Origin of the sequence: Caulobacter sp. UNC279MFTsu5.1 (assembly GCF_900114015.1) — a bacterium.
GTDB lineage: Bacteria > Pseudomonadota > Alphaproteobacteria > Caulobacterales > Caulobacteraceae > Caulobacter.
Window position 1 is genome coordinate 151,155 of sequence record NZ_FORN01000007.1, and the last position, 16,368, is coordinate 167,522.

General features: G+C 69.7%; 18 protein-coding genes. 15 read left to right on the forward strand and 3 right to left on the reverse strand.

The features are described 5' to 3' along the window. The first annotated feature begins 55 nt into the window (after window positions 1-55). The 15 genes from BM066_RS06395 (at window position 56) to folP (ending at window position 15,205) form a co-directional block, all read left to right on the forward strand. Window positions 56-991, forward strand: a complete 936-nt coding sequence (locus tag BM066_RS06395) for a nucleoside hydrolase (RefSeq protein WP_089925516.1) — start codon at window positions 56-58, stop codon at window positions 989-991. 256 nt (window positions 992-1,247) lie between these two features. Beyond that, complete coding sequence (gene ruvC, locus BM066_RS06400) at window positions 1,248-1,769, forward strand: crossover junction endodeoxyribonuclease RuvC (RefSeq protein ID WP_177218396.1); 522 nt, start codon at window positions 1,248-1,250, stop codon at window positions 1,767-1,769. A gap of 13 nt (window positions 1,770-1,782) precedes the next feature. Next, a complete protein-coding gene (gene ruvA / locus BM066_RS06405; RefSeq protein ID WP_089925523.1) occupies window positions 1,783-2,397 on the forward strand; it encodes a Holliday junction branch migration protein RuvA in 615 nt (204 codons plus the stop codon). A 127-nt stretch (window positions 2,398-2,524) separates the two neighbouring features. Further along, the gene (gene ruvB, locus BM066_RS06410; protein WP_089925526.1) at window positions 2,525-3,571 is read left to right on the forward strand and encodes a Holliday junction branch migration DNA helicase RuvB; all 1,047 of its coding nucleotides are present in this window, start codon (window positions 2,525-2,527) and stop codon (window positions 3,569-3,571) included. 131 nt (window positions 3,572-3,702) lie between these two features. Continuing rightward, window positions 3,703-4,146: a YbgC/FadM family acyl-CoA thioesterase gene (locus tag BM066_RS06415; RefSeq protein ID WP_089925586.1), complete on the forward strand. Its 444-nt coding sequence runs from the start codon at window positions 3,703-3,705 to the stop codon at window positions 4,144-4,146. A gap of 453 nt (window positions 4,147-4,599) precedes the next feature. Then, entirely contained in the window at window positions 4,600-5,298 is a 699-nt protein-coding gene (tolQ, locus tag BM066_RS06420; protein ID WP_089925529.1) for a protein TolQ, read from the forward strand. Window positions 5,299-5,302: 4 nt separating this feature from the next. After that, window positions 5,303-5,824, forward strand: a complete 522-nt coding sequence (locus BM066_RS06425; RefSeq protein ID WP_089925533.1) for an ExbD/TolR family protein — start codon at window positions 5,303-5,305, stop codon at window positions 5,822-5,824. 170 nt (window positions 5,825-5,994) lie between these two features. Then, complete coding sequence (locus BM066_RS06430; RefSeq protein ID WP_089925536.1) at window positions 5,995-6,804, forward strand: cell envelope biogenesis protein TolA; 810 nt, start codon at window positions 5,995-5,997, stop codon at window positions 6,802-6,804. 82 nt (window positions 6,805-6,886) lie between these two features. Further along, a complete protein-coding gene (gene tolB / locus BM066_RS06435) occupies window positions 6,887-8,143 on the forward strand; it encodes a Tol-Pal system beta propeller repeat protein TolB (protein WP_369823228.1) in 1,257 nt (418 codons plus the stop codon). A 189-nt stretch (window positions 8,144-8,332) separates the two neighbouring features. Continuing rightward, on the forward strand, window positions 8,333-8,905 hold the full coding sequence (pal, locus tag BM066_RS06440) for a peptidoglycan-associated lipoprotein Pal (protein ID WP_089925588.1): 573 nt from the start codon (window positions 8,333-8,335) through the stop codon (window positions 8,903-8,905). A gap of 239 nt (window positions 8,906-9,144) precedes the next feature. Next, window positions 9,145-9,990 carry a tol-pal system protein YbgF gene (ybgF, locus tag BM066_RS06445; RefSeq protein WP_089925541.1) on the forward strand — a complete coding sequence of 282 codons (846 nt, stop codon included), beginning with the start codon at window positions 9,145-9,147 and terminating at the stop codon, window positions 9,988-9,990. A gap of 124 nt (window positions 9,991-10,114) precedes the next feature. Then, on the forward strand, window positions 10,115-11,515 hold the full coding sequence (gene tilS / locus BM066_RS06450) for a tRNA lysidine(34) synthetase TilS (protein ID WP_089925544.1): 1,401 nt from the start codon (window positions 10,115-10,117) through the stop codon (window positions 11,513-11,515). Window positions 11,516-11,591: 76 nt separating this feature from the next. Continuing rightward, window positions 11,592-13,466, forward strand: coding sequence for an ATP-dependent zinc metalloprotease FtsH (gene ftsH, locus BM066_RS06455; protein ID WP_089925547.1), 1,875 nt, complete (start codon window positions 11,592-11,594; stop codon window positions 13,464-13,466). Between the two features lie 237 nt (window positions 13,467-13,703). Further along, complete coding sequence (locus BM066_RS06460; RefSeq protein ID WP_089925549.1) at window positions 13,704-14,189, forward strand: YbjN domain-containing protein; 486 nt, start codon at window positions 13,704-13,706, stop codon at window positions 14,187-14,189. 197 nt (window positions 14,190-14,386) lie between these two features. Then, window positions 14,387-15,205 (forward strand): dihydropteroate synthase, encoded by an 819-nt coding sequence (gene folP / locus BM066_RS06465; protein ID WP_089925551.1) that lies wholly within the window; start codon window positions 14,387-14,389, stop codon window positions 15,203-15,205. A 34-nt stretch (window positions 15,206-15,239) separates the two neighbouring features. Here the strand turns inward: folP and BM066_RS25875 are convergent, their stop codons facing one another. The 3 genes from BM066_RS25875 to BM066_RS26375 form a co-directional block, all read right to left on the reverse strand. Next, entirely contained in the window at window positions 15,240-15,509 is a 270-nt protein-coding gene (locus BM066_RS25875; RefSeq protein ID WP_143093666.1) for a hypothetical protein, read from the reverse strand. A 255-nt stretch (window positions 15,510-15,764) separates the two neighbouring features. Continuing rightward, on the reverse strand, window positions 15,765-15,974 hold the full coding sequence (locus BM066_RS06470) for a hypothetical protein (RefSeq protein WP_143093667.1): 210 nt from the start codon (window positions 15,972-15,974) through the stop codon (window positions 15,765-15,767). Between the two features lie 137 nt (window positions 15,975-16,111). Continuing rightward, the coding region (locus tag BM066_RS26375; protein WP_177218393.1) for a hypothetical protein at window positions 16,112-16,368 on the reverse strand (257 nt) is incomplete at its 5' end.

A 16,368-nucleotide genomic window follows, 5' to 3' on the forward strand; every position in this document is an offset into this window, starting at 1 on the left:
CCGGCAGGGCGGATCCGCTTCCCGGCGACCGGGCGGCCGCGCTATACTGCCGTCGATGCCGTTGCGCCTGCACATCGATACCGACTGCGGCGTGGACGACGCCCTGGCCCTGGCCATGCTGGCGCGTTCGCGCGACGCGGTGGAGATCGTCTCGGTCTCGGCGGTGTTCGGCAACACCTATGTCGACCAGGCCGCCGCCAACGCCCGCGGCGTGCTGCGCCTGGCTGGCTGTCCGGCCGAGGTCTATATCGGCGCCGGCTCGGGGGTGGCCAAGCGGCGCGTCGAGCGGATGCGCCCGGCCCACGGCGTCGACGGCCTGAACGGCGCGGGCTTCTCCCAGCGCTGGAAGCTGCCCGAGCTGGACCGGGGCCAGGGCGGCAGCCTCTTGGCCTTCCGGGCCCGGGCCAAGGTGGCGGGCCTGTTCCTCGGACCCCTGACCAACCTGGCCCAGGGGCTGCTGGAGGATCCCGGCGCCTTCCGCGGCTGGCGGCCGACGATCATGGCCGGGGCCTTCGCCGTCGAGGGCAAGGCCAGCGGCGGGGCCGACTTCAACAGCTGGAGCGACGCCGAGGCCCTGGCCCGGGTGCTGGAGCGCGGGGTGCTGCCGCGCGTCGTGCCGTTGGACGTCAGTTCCCAGGTCACCCTGACCGCCCAGGCCATGGCCGAGGGCTCGGCCGCCTGCGGCACGCCCCTGTCGGTGCGGCTGAACAAGGCGATGGGCCCCTATATGGCCTTCCATCGCCGGGCCTGGGGCGTGGAGGCCGGCTGCCATCCGCACGACGCGGTGGTCGCCGCCAGCCTGGTGACCCCGGCGCTGTTCGCCTTCGAGCCCGTGCGCCTGCGGGTGCTGACCGACGGCGAGCACCTGGGCCGCATCGAGCGGATCGAGGGCGAGCCCAACGCCGAGCTCTGCGTGTCGGTCGACGCGCGGGCCGTCGAGGCCCTGTTGCTGGCCCGGCTGTTCCGCGCGCCGGCCTTGAACGTGGCTTAACGCGCGGATTTTCGCTCTATAACTCCTTCAAAATCCGCTCATCCCGGCGAATGCCGGGACCCAGATGGCGTGGCGGTGTGGCTGACGCCAAGGGCGTTGAGCCCTTCCAATCAGCCATCCCGCTTTAGGATCTGGGTCCCGGCGTTCGCCGGGATGAGCGGCGATGAGGAGGGCGAGTTTAAGCTTTCGTTAGGCAAGTCGCGTGTTTTGCTGGATGGCGCCCTTCACCTTTTCTTCCGACGAGAACCGGGCGATGGTGCGAGAACACATGATGAACGCGAATCGCATCCCGATCCGGATCCTGGGGCTCGACCCCGGCCTGCGCCGCACCGGCTGGGGCGTGCTCAGCGTCGAGGGCTCGCGCATGAGCCACGTCGCCCACGGGGTGATCGCGCCCGATGAGAAGGCCGACTTCGCCGCCCGACTGCTGACCCTGTTCGAGGGGATCTGCGCGGTGATCGACGAGCATCGGCCCGACGAGGCGGCGGTCGAGGAGGTGTTCCTCAACACCAACGCCCAGTCGACCCTGAAGCTGGGCCACGCCCGGGCCGCCGCCCTGATCGCCCCCGCCCGCGCCGGCCTGCTGGTGGCCGAATATTCGACTCGCCTGGTCAAGAAGGCGGTGGTCGGCACCGGGGCGGCCGACAAGGCCCAGATCGGCTTCATGATCGCCCGCCTGCTGCCGACGGCCGGCAAGACCACGGCCGATTGCGCCGACGCCCTGGCCGTCGCCGTCACCCACGCCAACCTGCGCGTCGCCAACCGGAGAGTGGCATGATCGCCAAAAAACTATGATCGGTCGTCTTCGCGGGGCCGTCGCCGAGGTCGGCGAGGAAGAGGCGCTGATCGACGTGATGGGCGTCGGCTATGTCGTGCGCTGCGGCTCGCGGACCCTGCAGCGCCTGCCGGCCCTGGGCGAGGAGGCCCTGCTGCATATCGAGAGCCAGTGGAGCGAGAGCGCCGGCCTGCGCCTCTACGGCTTCGGCACGCGCGAGGACCGCAAGGCCTTCGTGCTGCTGCAGGCCATCCAGGGCGTGGGCCCCAAGGCGGCCATGGCGGTGCTGGACGTGCTGTCGCCGGCCGAGCTGGCCAGCGCCGTGGCCCGCGAGGACAAGGCCGCCGTCGGACGGGCCTCGGGCGTGGGGCCGAAGCTGGCGCTGCGGATCGTCACCGAGCTGAAGGACAAGCCGATCACCGACGGTCCGGTGTTCCTGGGCGCGCCGGCCGCCGTCGCGGCGGCTCCCGCCAAGCCGGCCCCGACCGGCGACGCCGTGGCGGCGCTGATGGGCCTGGGCGTGGCCGAGGTCAATGCGCGGCGGGTGGTCGAAGCCGCCGCCGCCAAGCTGGGCGACGAGGCGACGGTGCAGGCGTTGATCAAGGCGGGTCTGCAGGAGTTGGGACGGTGAGCGCCGTGCGGACCCCCTCCGGCCCTCCGGGCCACCTCCCCCAAGGGGGGAGGATCTTGGAGCGCGGCGCAGCTGCTCCCCCTCCGGGGGAGCTGTCGGCGAAGCCGACTGAGGGGGTCTTCCACCCATGACCCGCATCATCTCCGGCGAGGCCCAGCACGGCGAGGCCGTCCCCACCGCCTCCGACCGCGCCCTGCGCCCCCAGACCCTGGCCGAGTTCGTCGGCCAGGAGCAGGCCAAGGGCAACCTGCGGATCTTCATCGAGGCGGCCAAGGGCCGGGGCGAGGCCCTGGACCATGTGCTGCTGTTCGGCCCGCCGGGCCTGGGCAAGACCACCCTGGCCCAGATCGTCGCCCGCGAGCTGGGCGTGAACTTCCGCGCCACCTCCGGCCCGGTGCTGAACAAGGCCGGCGACCTGGCGGCGATCCTGACAAACCTGGAAGCCAACGACGTCCTGTTCATCGACGAGATCCATCGCCTGCCGTCGACCGTGGAGGAGATCCTCTATCCGGCCATGGAGGACCACGTGCTGGACCTGGTGATCGGCGAGGGGCCCTCGGCGCGCTCGATCCGCATCGACCTGGCCCCCTTCACCCTGGTGGCGGCCACCACCCGGGCGGGCATGCTGGCCACGCCCCTGCGTGACCGCTTCGGCATCCCGATCCGCCTGGAGTTCTACACCCCGGCCGAGCTGCGCCACGTGCTGCTGCACGCCGCCCGCAAGATGGGCGCGCCGCTGTCGGACGACGGGGCCGACGAGATCGCCAAGCGGGCCCGGGGCACGCCGCGCGTCGCCGGCCGCCTGCTGCGCCGGGTCCGCGACTTCGCCGCCGCCGACGGGGCGACCGTGATCGACCGCAAGGCCGCCGGCCTGGCCCTGGCCCGGCTCGAGGTCGACGAGAGCGGGCTGGACAGCCTGGACCGCCGGTACCTGCGCGCCATGATCGACAACTACGGCGGCGGCCCGGTGGGCGTGGAGACCATCGCCTACGCCATCGCCGAGGCCCGCGACGCGGTCGAGGACGTGATCGAGCCCTACCTGATGCAGCAGGGCTTCATCCAGCGCACGCCGCGCGGCCGGATGGCCTGCGGCAAGGCCTATCTGCACCTGGGCCTGGCGGAGCCGGTCTCGGCCCCGAAGATCGTGCAGGGCGGGCTGTTTGGGGATGAATAGGCTTGCCCCCACCTGGCGGCTTCGCCGCCTGTCCGCCCCCATAGGGGGCGGAGCCTTCACGGCGCGGCTCTTCCCCCTATGGGGGAAGACGGCCGAAGGCCAGTAGGGGGCAAGTGACGATGAGCGAGCCGATGACCGATCTTTCCACCCCCACCGCCGGCGTCTTCGACGGCCGCGAGCACCAGTTGCCCGTGCGGATCTATTATGAGGACACCGACTTCTCCGGCATCGTCTACCACGCCAACTACCTGCGCTATTTCGAGCGGGGGCGGAGCGACTTCTTCCGGAGGATCGGGATCTCGCACACCGAGCTGCACAAGGCCGACACGGCGTTCGCGATCATCCGCATGGAGCTGGACTTCAAGCGCTCGGCCCGGATCGACGACGCCCTTCTGGTGCGCACCACCTACGACCGGGTCAAGGGCCCGCGCCTCTATGTCAGCCAGCGGATCACCCGCGGCGACGAGCTGATCGTCCAGGCGGCCGGCGAGGCGGTCTGCATCACCCTGGACGGCCGCCCGCGCAAGCCGACGGCGGAGATGCTGGCCCAGCTGGCGCCGTGGCTGGAGGGATAGGGCGGAAACCTCGTCCTTCGACGAGCTCAGGATGAGGTTTTCGACTGACGAGCCTGTCAATGGTCCTCATCCTGAGCCTGGCGAAGGACGAGGACCACGCACGGCCTTGATGTTTATCCCCCTTGTATCCGCTCATCCCGGCGAACGCCGGGACCCAGATCCCATAGCTGGGCGGCGGATTGGACGGGCTCAGCGCTCATGGCGTCAGCCACATCGCCATTCCATCTGGGTCCCGACTTTCGTCGGGATGAGCGGAGTTTGGGGTTCTTCCGTCCAGGGAGCGGAACAGGTCCGAGGATGACGGGCATTGGGCGCCGCACAAAAACCCGCCTCTCAACCGATCGTCATAGTTTCACCATTGCCCCGCTTCATGTCAGTAAGGCGCAACGGAACCCCGGGAGGTGCGCTATTCACCTTCCACGATACTGACGCCCCAACGGAGCAGGACCCCGCATGGACGCCGCCGCAGGCCCCCAGAGCTTTTCCTTCATTTCGCTGTTCCTCCAGGCCGACTGGGTGGTCAAGGCGGTGATGATCGGGCTGATCCTGGCCTCGCTGGGCTCGTGGGCGGTGATCATCGACAAGCTGTTCCGCTTCGCCGCGCTGAACGGCGCCGCCAACCGATTCGAGGACCAGGTCGGCTCGGGCCAGGGGCTGGAGGAGGTGGCCGCCCAGGCCGGCCCCAATCCGCGCCACCCGCTGCCGCGCATGCTGCAGGCCGCCCTGAAGGAGTGGCGCGACGCCAAGGCCAAGGGGCCGGTCGGCGAGGCTCAGGCCGCCTTCCTGATCCAGCGCATCGACCGGATGATGGACACCCTGATCGCCCGCGAGAGCAGCAAGGCCGAGGACGGGCTGGGCAGCCTGGCCATCGTCGCCACCGCCTCGCCGTTCATCGGCCTGTTCGGCACGGTCTGGGGCATCATGCACGCCTTCCAGAACATCGCGATCTCGAAGAACACCTCGCTGGCCGTGGTGGCCCCGTCGATCGCCGAGGCGCTGTTCGCCACCGCCGTCGGCCTGATCGCCGCCATCCCGGCCTATATCGCCTACAACAAGTTCTCGACCGACGCGGGCAAGTACGCCGGCCGGCTGGAGAACTTCGCCGACGACCTGTCGACGGCCATCCAGCGCCGCCTCAGCGAGCGGGTCTGACCCCATGGCCATGTCCGCCAACGACGCCTTCGCCACCGGCGGCCGTCGCGGCCGTCGCCGCGGCCGACGCCGGGGCAAGGGCGCCCTGTCCGAGATCAACGTCACCCCGCTGGTCGACGTGATGCTGGTGCTGCTGATCATCTTCATGATCAGCGCCCCGCTGCTGACCGCCGGCGTGCCGCTGGAGCTGCCCAAGACCGAGGCCGCCGCCCTGCAGAACCAGCAGGAGCCGATCACCGTCTCGATCAAGGCCGGCGGCGCGGTGTTCATCGGCGAGGGCGAGGTGCCCTTCAACGAGCTGGCTCCGCGCATCTCGTCGATCGCCGGCGAGGGCTACGACAAGCCGATCTTCGTGCGCGCCGACGGCAAGGCCAACTACGCCACCGTGGCCCAGGTGATGGCGGCGCTGTCGAACGCCGGCTTCGCCAAGATCAACCTGCTGACCGACACCGGCGGCCCGTCCTCGGGCGCGGCGGCGAAGCCGGCGGGCGCCGCGGACGCGGGCGCCCTGCGTCCGGCGCAGTGACGGTTGGCGCCCATGGTCCTTACGTCCGCTCATCCCGGCGAACGCCGGGACCCAGATCCCAAGGCGGTGTGGATGACTGGAGGAGCTCGGCGCTATCTGGCGTCAGCCTCGAAGCCGTTCCATCTGGGTCCCGGCGTTCGCCGGGATGAGCGGATCGTGGGGTGGCTCGCATGACCCCCCGCGACGAGCGCACCAACTTCTCGCCCGCCTTGGTCGGGTCGATCGGCCTCCACGTGCTGGTGGTCGCCGCGATCCTGATCGGGCCGTGGAAGCCGTCCAAGCCGGTGATCATCGGCGAAAGCGTGCCGGTGACCATCGTCACCGAGGGGCCGACCAATGTCCGCCCGGCCATCGAGGACGTCGTCGACCAGACGGCCCAGACCGAGGAGCCGACGCCCGAGGCCCAGCCGCAGCCGCCGGCCCCCGTGCCCGCCCCGGTCCCGACCCCGGCCCCCGCCCCGCCAAAGACCGCCGCCCCGGCCCCGACGCCCAAGCCGACCCCGACCAAGCCGGCCCCGGCCAAGCCCGAGCCCGACTTCTTCGCCTCGCTGGAAAAGACCCTGGCCAAGACCCCCAAGGCCGCCGGCAAGCCGATCGCCAACGCGCCCAAGGGGCCGACCCGTCCGGAGACCGCCACCCAGGCCCGTCCGGGCGCCGGCGCGATGACCGGTCTGCAGGCTGCGGCGATCAACGGCATGAAGGACGAGATCCAGCGCCGCTGGAACCCCAACTGCGAGGTCGAGGGCGGCGCGGCCGTGCAGGTCAAGGTCAGCTTCAAGCTGGCCACCGGCGGGCGCATCGTCGGCCAGGTGACGGCCGGCGACGCCGAGCGTTCGGCCGACCCGGTGGTCAAGGCCGCCGCCGACCGGGCCATCCGCGCGGTCTACCAGTCGGCGCCCTTCGAGGGCCTGCCGCCCGACTACTACGGCCAGCAACTCAATTTGAACTTCAAGGCGCGCGACGCTTGCGCGGCGCGATAGGAGGACGCCCAGCATGACCCTCAAGTCCGTCTTCAAAGGCCCCCTGGCCGCTTGGGCCGGCGCCGCCGTCCTGGCCCTGTCCATGGCCGCCTTCGCGCCGACCGTCGCCCGCGCCCAGATCGAGGTCGACATCGACAAGGGCGCGGTCAAGCCGCTGCCGGTGGCCATCCCCGCCTTCTCGGGCGGCGGGCGCGGGGCCGACATCTCGCAGGTCATCAGCGGCAATCTCGAGCGCTCGGGCCTGTTCCAGCCGCTGAACGTCGCCAACGTCGCCGACAAGCTGACCGACGTGAACGTCCAGCCGCGCTTTCCCGATTGGCAGGCCACCGGGGCCCAGGCCCTGATCAACGGCCAGGTCACGGTCGGCGCCGACGGCACCCTGCGCGTCGACTTTCGCCTGTGGGACACCTTCAGCCAGCAGCAGCTGCTGGGTCTGCAGTTCACCTCGACCGCCGAGAACTGGCGGCGCGTGGCCCACAAGATCAGCGACGCGGTCTATGAGCGGCTGACCGGCGAGAAGGGCTATTTCGACACCCGGGTGGTGTTCGTCGCCGAGAGCGGCTCCAAGCTGGCCCGGGTCAAGAAGCTGGCGATCATGGACCAGGACGGCGCCAACCCGCAGTACCTGACCGACGGCTCGTACATCGTCATGACCCCGCGCTTCTCCTCGACCAGCCAGGAGATCACCTACATGGCGCTGCGGCCCACGGGGTCGAGCATCTACCTGACCAACCTGGAGACGGCCCGCACCGAGACCATCGGCAAGTTCCCGGGCATGGTCTTCGCCCCGCGCTTCTCGCCGGACGGCAGCAAGGTGGCCTTCTCGGTCGAGAAGGGCGGCAATTCCGACATCTATGTGATGGACCTGCGCAGCCGCCAGTCGACGCGGATCACCACCGACCCGGCCATCGACACCTCGCCCTCGTTCTCGCCGGACGGCAGCAAGATCGTGTTCAACTCCGACCGCGGCGGCCAGGCCCAGCTCTACATCATGAACGTCGACGGCAGCGGCGTGCGCCGCATCTCGTACGGCGGCGGCCGCTACACCACCCCGGTGTGGAGCCCGCGCGGCGACTTCATCGCCTTCACCAAGCAGACCGGCGGCGAGTTCCACATCGGCGTCATGCGGGCCGACGGCGGCGACGAGCGGCTGCTGACCACCAGCTACCTGGACGAAGGCCCGACCTGGGCGCCCAACGGCCGGGTGCTGATGTTCTCGCGCGAGAGCGCCAACGGCAATTCGCGGCTGTGGACGGTGGACATCACCGGCCGGATCCTGCGTCCGGCCGCCTACCAGGGCGCCGCGTCGGACCCCGCCTGGTCGCCGCTGCTGGATTGATCCACACCAGATTCAGGCAACCTCCGCCGTAACGGCGCGTTGCGCTGGAGTCGTTCATCCGGCGTTCACGCGGCGGGTGAAACCAGGTGAATGGTGCGACATTCTGACGCCATTGTGAGGTGCAAGGTACGATTTGGCGCGGCGCCACGAAGGCTACACGCGCTACAACTATCAACCTTGGCCGTGGACTTGAGGAGAAACTGGATGAGCTTCGACACCCAACGCGTCGCTAGACTGGCGATGATCGGTCTGGCGGCCGCCTCGCTCGCCGCCTGTGCTTCGCGGCCGAAGCCGGCGGGCCCGCAGGCCCCGACCCCGGCGCCCTCGCAACCCACGGCCCCGCCCTACACGGCGCCGGCCACGCCGGAGTCGCCGGTCAATCAAGGTCCGCTGCCCGGCACGGTGCAGGATTTCGTGATCAACATCGGCGAGCGGGTCTATTTCGACACCGACCAGTACGACATCCGCAGCGACGCCCAGCCGACCCTGACCGCCCAGGCCCAGTGGCTGAACCGCTATCCGGCCGTGCGCGTGCGCATCGAGGGCAACGCCGACGAACGCGGCACCCGCGAGTACAACCTGGCCCTGGGCGCCCGCCGCGCCAACGCCGTCCGCGAATTCCTGGTCGGCCAGGGCGTCTCGGGCTCGCGCATCGAGACCCTGTCCTACGGCAAGGAACGGCCGATCGATCCAGGCACGGGCGAAGACGCCTGGGCCAAGAACCGCAACGCCCGCACCGCCATCACCGACGGCGCGCGGTAATCGAAAGCTCCCTTCCCCTCGATGGGGGAGGGGAGTCCATGCCAGGTGTCATCCCGGAAGCCTCGCAGAGGCGGTCCGGGATCCAGGTGACCGGGCTGATGTGGTGCGGCTCCCCTGGGTCCCGGACAGCGCTGCGCGCTTCCGGGATGACAACGTTTTGAGAGGCCGCCAGCGCGTTTCATCGTGACGCCTTGGCTCTTGGCCGCACTTTTGTCCGCAACCGGGGCATAATCGCCGACATGAAGCTGAAAGCCGCTCTGCTCGCCTCCGTCCTGGCGCTCACCACGGTCCCGGCCGTGGCCCAGACTCCCATGCCCGACCCGCTGGACGACCGCTCGGCCAAGCGGCTGGACAAGATGGAGAAGGTGGTCCGCGAACTGCGGTCGATCGTCTTCCAGGGCCGCGACACCGGCAAGCCGGTCGTCGTCCAGGCGGCCGAGACCGACGCCCAGATCGCGGCGATGTCCGACCGGATGCGCGACCTCGAACAGACCCTGACCAAGCTGAACGGCCAGAACGAAGGCCTGACCCACGACCTGGACGAGGCGCGCCGGGCCAACGACGCCGAAAAGGCCCGGGCCGACGCGCTGGACCAGCGCCTGGCCGCCTTGGAAAAGCGCCTCGCCGACCAGGAGGCCGCCGCGGCGGCGGCCGCCGCCGCCGCCCCGGTCGCCGCCGCGGCCGCCCCGGCCCCGACCGACCCGGCCGCGGCCTTCAAGTCGGCCCGCCAGATGCTGCTGGACGGCGACTACGGCGGCGCCGAACAGGCCTTCGCCGGCTATGTCGCGACCTTCCCCGACAGCGCCAAGGCCCCGGAAGCCCGCTACTGGCTGGCCGAGACCCAGTTCGTGCGCGAGGCCTATGGCGACGCCGCCGGCAACTATCTGGGCGCGGTGCGCGGCTGGCCGCAGACCAGCTGGGCGCCCGACGCGGTGCTGAAGCTGTCGCGCTCGCTGGTGGCCCTGAAGAAGCCCGCCGACGCCTGCAAGACCCTGGACGAACTGGCCCGGCGCTATCCCAAGGCGCCGTCGGCGATCACCTCCAAGGCGGCGACGACGCGGGTTCAGGCCAAGTGCGCGGCCTAGGGCGGAAGGCCCCCTCGGTCGCTCCGCGACAGCTCCCCCAAGGGGGGAGCGACTAGCGCGATCAGATCCTCCCCCTCTGGGGAAGGTGGCCCGAAGGGCCGGAGGAGGCTAGGGCGGCAGCCGCATGATCACAACCTTCCCCGCCGTCGCCGCCGCCCTCGACCGCCGCCTGCGCCCCGCCGCCGCCGCGCCCTTGGCCGTGGGTTTCTCCGGCGGCGGCGACAGCCTGGCCCTGCTGATCCTGACCCTGGACTGGGCCCGGGCCCACGGCCGCGCCGTGGTCGCCCTGACCGTCGACCACCAGCTGAACCCCGCCAGCGCCGCCTGGACCGCCCAGGCGGTCGCCAAGGCCCGCGCCCTGGGCGCCCAGGCCCGCGCCCTGGCCTGGACCGGACCCAAGCCCGGCTCGGGCCTGTCGGCCGCCGCCCGCGCCGCCCGCCACGCCCTGCTGGCCGACGCCGCCCGGGAGGCTGGAGCGCGGGTCCTGCTGCTGGGCCACACCGCCGACGACCTGGCCGAGGCCGCCCTGATGCGGGCCGGGGGCTCGACCGTGCCCGACCCCCGCGACTGGTCGCCCTCGCCCGCCTGGCCGCAGGGCCGGGGCCTGTTCGTGCTGCGGCCGCTGCTGGCGGCGCGGCGCGGCGCGCTGCGGGACTGGCTGGCGGCGCGGGGCGAGACCTGGCTGGACGATCCCGCCAACGACGATCCGAAGTCGGCGCGGGCGAGGGCGCGGGCGCGGCTCTCCTCCCCCGGGAAGCGCAGCGGAACGGGGGAGGAGGCGGCGAAGCCGACGGAGGGGGCGTCCAGCCGCGTCCCGCCGGCGCCGGACGCCCCCTCCGTCACGTCGCCCGCCGGCGCCGTGCCGCCTCCCCCGTTCCACGGGGGAGGAGAGGGCTACCTCGTCCTCCCCCGCACCGCCCCCGCCGCCCACGTCGCCGCCGCCTGCCTGTGCGCGGCCGGCACCTCGCAGCCGCCGCGCGGCGAGCGGCTGCGGCGGCTGGTGGACCGGATCCGGGCCGGCGAGACCTTCACCGCCACCCTGGCGGGCGCGCGAATCGAGGCGGCGGGCGAGGGGGTGAGCTTCTTCCGCGAACCCGGCGAGACGCGGCGCAAAGATCCTCGCCCTCTGGGGGAGGGGTCGCCGCAGGCGACGGAGGGGGATGCGGCGTCGGCCGGCGGGACCCCCTCCGGCCCTTCGGGCCACCTGCCCCAAGGGGGGGGGATCTGCGAGCTCCCTCTCAACCAACCCCTCGTCTGGGACGGCCGCTATGAGCTGCTCGCGACCGCGCCAGGCCTGGTCGTCCGTCCGCTGCAAGGCCTCGCCGCCCGCCTGCCGCCCGCGCAACGCCAGGCGCTGAAAGGCCTGCCGGCCGCCGCCCGCCCCAGCCTTCCGGTCGTCGTCGACCCCGAAGGCGGCGTCGGTTGCCCGATCCTTGCAGAGGCGAAAACGACGCAGGCGCGCTGTCTTGTGGCGGATCGTTTCGATGCGGCGACAGGCCGTGTCGATCAAGAACCCGCGACATGATATCCCGCGCGTGGCGAAACTGGCCGGGCCGTCCTATCTTGGGTGGTCAGAGACTATCGTTGGGAAGACAACGCGTATGAATTTCAAGACCCTGGGCATCTGGGCGACGATCGTGGTGGTGCTGGTCATGGCCTACACCGTCGTGAGCCAGGGCGGAAAGCCCGGCGGCAACGGCGAGGTCAGCTACTCGCAGCTGCTCAAGAACATCGATAGCGGCGAGGTCAAGCAGGCCGACATCAGCGGCGACGTCGTCAAGGTCGAGCCCAAGACCGGCAAGCCCTACAACGTCAACATCCCGCCCAATTCCGAGGACCTGGTCAAGCGCCTGGAGGCGCGCGGCTCGACGATCGTCTATCAGCGCAACAGCTTCAGCCTGCTGGGCCTGCTGTTCCAGATGCTGCCGATCCTGCTGCTGATCGGGGTGTGGATCTTCTTCATGCGCCAGATGCAGGGCGGCACCAAGGGCGCCATGGGCTTCGGCAAGTCCAAGGCCCGGCTGCTGACCGAGAACAAGAACCGCGTGCTGTTCGACGACGTCGCCGGCGTCGACGAGGCCAAGGAAGAGCTGCAGGAAGTGGTCGAGTTCCTCAAGGACCCGGCCAAGTTCCAGCGCCTGGGCGGCAAGATCCCCAAGGGCGCCCTGCTGGTCGGCCCGCCCGGCACCGGCAAGACCCTGATCGCCCGCGCCGTCGCCGGTGAAGCCGGCGTGCCGTTCTTCACGATCTCGGGCTCCGACTTCGTCGAGATGTTCGTCGGCGTCGGCGCCAGCCGCGTGCGCGACATGTTCGAGCAGGCCAAGAAGAACGCCCCCTGCATCATCTTCATCGACGAGATCGACGCCGTCGGCCGCCACCGCGGTGCCGGCCTGGGCGGCGGCAACGACGAGCGCGAGCAGACGCTGAACCAGCTGCTGGTCGAGATGGACGGCTTCGAGGCCAACGAGGGCATCATCCTGATCGCCGCCACCAACCGTCCCGACGTGCTGGACCCCGCGCTGCTGCGTCCGGGCCGCTTCGACCGCCAGGTCGTGGTGCCCAATCCGGACGTCGGCGGCCGCGAGAAGATCATCCGCGTGCACATGAAGAACGTGCCGCTGGCCGCCGACGTCGACGTCAAGACCCTGGCCCGCGGCACCCCCGGCTTCTCGGGCGCGGACCTGGCCAATCTGGTCAACGAGGCGGCCCTGACCGCCGCGCGCAAGAACCGCCGCATGGTCACCATGCACGACTTCGAGCACGCCAAGGACAAGGTGATGATGGGCGCCGAGCGCCGCTCTATGGCCATGAGCGAGGACGAGAAGAAGCTGACGGCCTATCACGAGGGCGGCCACGCCCTGGTGGCCCTCAACGTCGCCGTCGCCGACCCGGTGCACAAGGCCACCATCGTGCCGCGCGGCCGGGCCCTGGGCATGGTCATGCAGTTGCCCGAGGGCGACCGCTATTCGATGAGCTTCGACATGATGACCTCGCGCCTGGCCATCATGATGGCCGGCCGGGTGGCCGAGGAGCTGATCTTCGGCAAGCACAAGATCACCTCGGGCGCGTCCAGCGACATCAGCGCCGCCACCAGCCTGGCCCGCAACATGGTCACCCGCTGGGGCTTCTCCGACGAGCTGGGCACCGTGGCCTACGGCGACAACCAGGACGAGGTGTTCCTGGGCCACTCGGTGGCCCGCACCCAGAACGTCTCGCCCGAGACCATGATGAAGATCGACACCGAGGTGCGTCGCCTGGTCAAGGGCGGCGAGGACGAGGCCCGCCAGATCCTGACCGAGAAGCTGACCGAGCTGCACGCGGTGGCCAAGGCCCTGCTGGAGTTCGAGACCCTCAGCGGCGACGAGATCATCAACGTGATGAAGGGCATCCCGCCGGTCCGCATCGAGGACGAGAGCAACAAGGTCCCGGTCGGGCCGGTGGCCTCGGTGCCGGTCTCGACGGGCGTCACCGCCTGAAGCATCGTGCGGAAAAGCGGGCGCCGGTTTTCCGCAAAAAACGATGCGAAAACAAAAGTCTAGAGCAGGCCGTGCGATTCCTATATCGCGCGACTTGCTCTAGGGTCTTCGCCGACAAGAACCTGAAAAAGCCGGACCGGTTCGCCGCTCCGGCTTTTTCTTTGCGCGCTTCTTTGCGTCGGGGACGGGCGGCGCTAGCCTGCAACCTGGCCGCGACGCGCGGCGGGGAGGCATGACATGAAGACGGCGATCATCGCCCTGGCGGCCGCGACGGCGCTTTGCAGCCTGGCGGTTGGGAACGGCGCCGCCCAGGCCCAGGACATCCACAAGGACGGCATGACCGGCCCGGAGGTGGCGGCCTGGCTGCAGAAGGCCGGCTACAAGGCCGAGCTGACCAAGGATTCCTCGGACGATCCGCTGATCGACAGCGCCGCCGACGGCCATAATTTCAAGATCTATTTCTACGACTGCAACGAAGCCAAGCGCTGCAAGGCCCTGCAGTTCTCGGCCGGATTCGACCTGAAGGAGCCGCTGAAACTGGAGAAGGCCAACGAGTGGAACCGCAAGAACCGCTATCTGAAGGTCTATCTCGACGACGAGGGCGACCCCTACGTCCAGTACGACGTCAATGTGAACGCCGGCCGCACGCTGGCGGGCCTGGACGACGACTTCGGCGTCTGGACCGGCATGATCGGCGACTTCACGACGTTCATCGACTGGTAGGCGGGCTCCTCCTTCCGGGTTCCCATAAAACCCGCTCATCCCGGCGAACGCCGGGACCCAGATCCTAAAGCTGGGTGGCTGATGGGAAAGGCTCAGTGCTCTTGGCGTCAGCCTCAAAGCCATTCCATCTGGGGCCCGGCGTTCGCCGGGATGAGCGGATGGTGGGAGCCAGAGCAAACCTGCTCTAAAACCCACCCATGCCCGCAGCACCAACCCGCCCCCGCGTCATGGGGATCGTCAACGTCACGCCCGACAGCTTCTCGGACGGCGGGCGGTTCCTCGATCCCAGTGCGGCCCTGGCCCAGGCCCGGCGGCTGATCGACGAGGGCGCCGACATCCTCGACATCGGCGGCGAGAGCACCCGGCCCGGCGCCACGCCGGTGCCGGCCGCCGAGGAGATCGCCCGGGTCGTGCCGTTGATCGAGGCGATCCGCGCCGCCAGCGACGTGGCGATCTCGATCGATACCATGAAGCCCGCCGTGGCCCGGGCCGCCGTCGCCGCCGGGGCCACGATCTGGAACGACGTCGCCGCCCTGCGCTTCGCCCCCGACGCGCCCGAGGTCGCCGCCGAGCTGGGCTGCGAGGTGGTGCTGATGCACATGCTGGGCGAGCCCGGCACGATGCAGGACGACCCGCGCTACGACGACGTGGTCGCCGAGGTCGAGGCCTTCCTGCTGGCCCGGGCCCTCACGGCCATGGCCGCCGGGGTCGAGCGCGACAGGATCTGGCTGGATCCTGGGATCGGCTTCGGCAAGACCCCCGCCCACAACCTGGCCCTGCTGGCCGCCCTGCCGCGGCTCAAAGCCCTGGGCTATCCGATCCTGCTGGGCGCCAGCCGCAAGCGCTTCATCGCCGCCCTGGACCCGCTGGGCGCGGACCCCGACGCGCGGCTGGGCGGCTCGCTGGCCGCCCACCTGCACGGCGCGGCGGCCGGCGTGGCGGCGGTGCGGGTGCATGACGTGCGCGAGACGGCCCAGGCGCTGGCGGTGTGGGGGGCGATCGAGGGTGGTGCTTAGGGCGGCTTTCGACCCGTTGCGGACATTGCCGGAGTCAGCGGCTTAGCCAAACTTTCGAAATCTTGGCATCGCATTTGTCGATGCTCAACGACAACTGGCCACCTCCGCTGGTGATCTGAAGGCTGCCGTCTGGTAACCGCTGTGCTGGTCGATGTCGGAACACAGACCATCCTCCGCCTTCGTCTTCAACCACAATCTCCGGGTATTCGGTCTTGTTCGCCGCCGGAAACAAATCATCCTCGACCGCAAGAAAGATCGCCTTCGCTGTTTCTGCGGACGTGACCAGGGGTTTTCCGTGCCTCATGTCTTCCGTTCGACACGAAACAACGTGCGCAGCCGGCGATAGAGGCTCGCCCATTGCAGGCGTTCTCGCCACGAGTGCCATTAATCCAATGAGTCCGAGTAATATTTTCATTGGACCATGGACGCACACTCGGAGCGGCGGAACAACGTCCGACTTCCACCCCTAGCTGCCCTTCGCGGCGTCGGCTTGCTGACCAGAAGTCAAAGCCTGCTTCGGGCGGAGACTTGCTTCCGCTATCGACCCTAACTGACACGCCTAGCGTCTCATGCACTCGCGCAACATCATCGCCAGGCCGACTATCACCGCTAATCCGCCTCCCCAGTAGGCGCTGTAAAAGGCGATCTGCACGAACGGGCTCATGAGCGCCAGGCCGTAAGATGAGTTCACGAACAAACATGCTGCGAGGATGGAAAGCCCACCGAGCGCCGTTACACCCGTCCACCTAATGAGCAGCTTGTTTCGCATTTGACGCATCCCTCAAGCCTCAATTGTACGCGCGAATGGGCTGCAAACCACCCTTCTCGGCCTGTCGGAAGGTCTGCTCCCAGGCGGTGACGTCAAGGGTCCGCTTCCGGCGCAAGCGTCAATTCCCATTTTCGACCCTAGTCGTTGGGAATGCCCGCTTGGGGCTTCCGCATCGCGGTGCCGTGGCGCATGGTTGGCGGATGAGCAAGCCGCCCACAGAGCCGGAACGCCCCAAGCCAGCCGTCATTGCGATAGACGCCAGTGGAAACGTGACCGCTACGGTAGACGGCGAGCCCGTCGATGCCGATCAACTCATGTCCGAGCTTACCGCCGCGCAGCGCGAAGCTGACAACGACGAGGGGAATAGCACGGATAGCTAACGTCCGTTTCCCAC

Excerpts from the sequence above, each read along its gene's own strand:
- BM066_RS06395 (WP_089925516.1), top strand. The coding sequence starts at position 56 with ATGCCGTTGCGCCTGCACATCGATACCGACTGCGGCGTGGACGACGCC.
- BM066_RS06430 (WP_089925536.1), top strand. The coding sequence starts at position 5,995 with ATGACCCCCCGCGACGAGCGCACCAACTTCTCGCCCGCCTTGGTCGGG.
- BM066_RS06415 (WP_089925586.1), top strand. The coding sequence starts at position 3,703 with ATGACCGATCTTTCCACCCCCACCGCCGGCGTCTTCGACGGCCGCGAG.
- ybgF (WP_089925541.1), top strand. The coding sequence starts at position 9,145 with ATGAAGCTGAAAGCCGCTCTGCTCGCCTCCGTCCTGGCGCTCACCACG.
- tolQ (WP_089925529.1), top strand. The coding sequence starts at position 4,600 with ATGGACGCCGCCGCAGGCCCCCAGAGCTTTTCCTTCATTTCGCTGTTC.
- tolB (WP_369823228.1), top strand. The coding sequence starts at position 6,887 with ATGGCCGCCTTCGCGCCGACCGTCGCCCGCGCCCAGATCGAGGTCGAC.
- ftsH (WP_089925547.1), top strand. The coding sequence starts at position 11,592 with ATGAATTTCAAGACCCTGGGCATCTGGGCGACGATCGTGGTGGTGCTG.
- ruvB (WP_089925526.1), top strand. The coding sequence starts at position 2,525 with ATGACCCGCATCATCTCCGGCGAGGCCCAGCACGGCGAGGCCGTCCCC.
- BM066_RS06460 (WP_089925549.1), top strand. The coding sequence starts at position 13,704 with ATGAAGACGGCGATCATCGCCCTGGCGGCCGCGACGGCGCTTTGCAGC.
- folP (WP_089925551.1), top strand. The coding sequence starts at position 14,387 with ATGCCCGCAGCACCAACCCGCCCCCGCGTCATGGGGATCGTCAACGTC.
- BM066_RS06470 (WP_143093667.1), bottom strand. The coding sequence starts at position 15,974 with ATGCGAAACAAGCTGCTCATTAGGTGGACGGGTGTAACGGCGCTCGGT.
- tilS (WP_089925544.1), top strand. The coding sequence starts at position 10,115 with ATGATCACAACCTTCCCCGCCGTCGCCGCCGCCCTCGACCGCCGCCTG.
- BM066_RS25875 (WP_143093666.1), bottom strand. The coding sequence starts at position 15,509 with ATGAGGCACGGAAAACCCCTGGTCACGTCCGCAGAAACAGCGAAGGCG.
- ruvA (WP_089925523.1), top strand. The coding sequence starts at position 1,783 with ATGATCGGTCGTCTTCGCGGGGCCGTCGCCGAGGTCGGCGAGGAAGAG.
- BM066_RS06425 (WP_089925533.1), top strand. The coding sequence starts at position 5,303 with ATGGCCATGTCCGCCAACGACGCCTTCGCCACCGGCGGCCGTCGCGGC.